Origin of the sequence: Herbiconiux daphne, from assembly GCF_024979295.1 — a bacterium.
In the GTDB taxonomy this organism is placed as follows: Bacteria; Actinomycetota; Actinomycetes; order Actinomycetales; family Microbacteriaceae; genus Herbiconiux; species Herbiconiux daphnes.
Genome location: NZ_JANLCJ010000838.1, coordinates 1 through 515 on the forward strand (window position 1 = coordinate 1; position 515 = coordinate 515).

Here is a 515-nt window from a genome sequence, read left to right on the forward strand (position 1 = left end):
CATAGAACCGGAATAGACACGGTTAACAAAAACAACCTTGCCAATGTGATCGACCAGTTTTTTAACGTAATTATCAACGTTAGCAGAATCAAAAATCTGTTTACCGATATCAACAACGTTAGATAAATCTTCATTTACTACAGCGGTTTCACCTAATACTTCTTTGGTTACACCGTTAACCAGCGTAAATAGTTGACTAACTTTCATTCCCTACACTCCCGCAATTAATCATTTAAGACATTTTCTACATTAATACACTGATACAGTCAGATAATTAGCAACGTCTTTTAATACAACCCCGATTATATTAGTCTTTTCAACTAAACTCAAGTTATCAAAAGCCGTTTTTAAATTAAATGTTTCATCAGTTGAGGTATTAACAATATCGCCTTTTGTAGTGACACTTTCGGAAAAATTATTACCGCTAGTATCAAACATATGTTGAGTATTATACGCCGCAGTTTTATCTACAGAATCCTGAACCGTATCACGGTTAGTATTATTACTGGTACTGG

At 34.0% G+C, this 515-nt stretch carries 2 protein-coding genes; both read right to left on the reverse strand.

Annotated features, from left to right (window positions below; all coding sequences use genetic code 11):
* Positions 1-207: phage major capsid protein (locus N1032_RS27960; RefSeq protein ID WP_259544005.1), on the reverse strand; the 207-nt coding region annotated here is incomplete at its 3' end.
* 42 nt (positions 208-249) lie between these two features.
* The coding region (locus N1032_RS27965) for a hypothetical protein (protein WP_259544006.1) at positions 250-515 on the reverse strand (266 nt) is incomplete at its 5' end.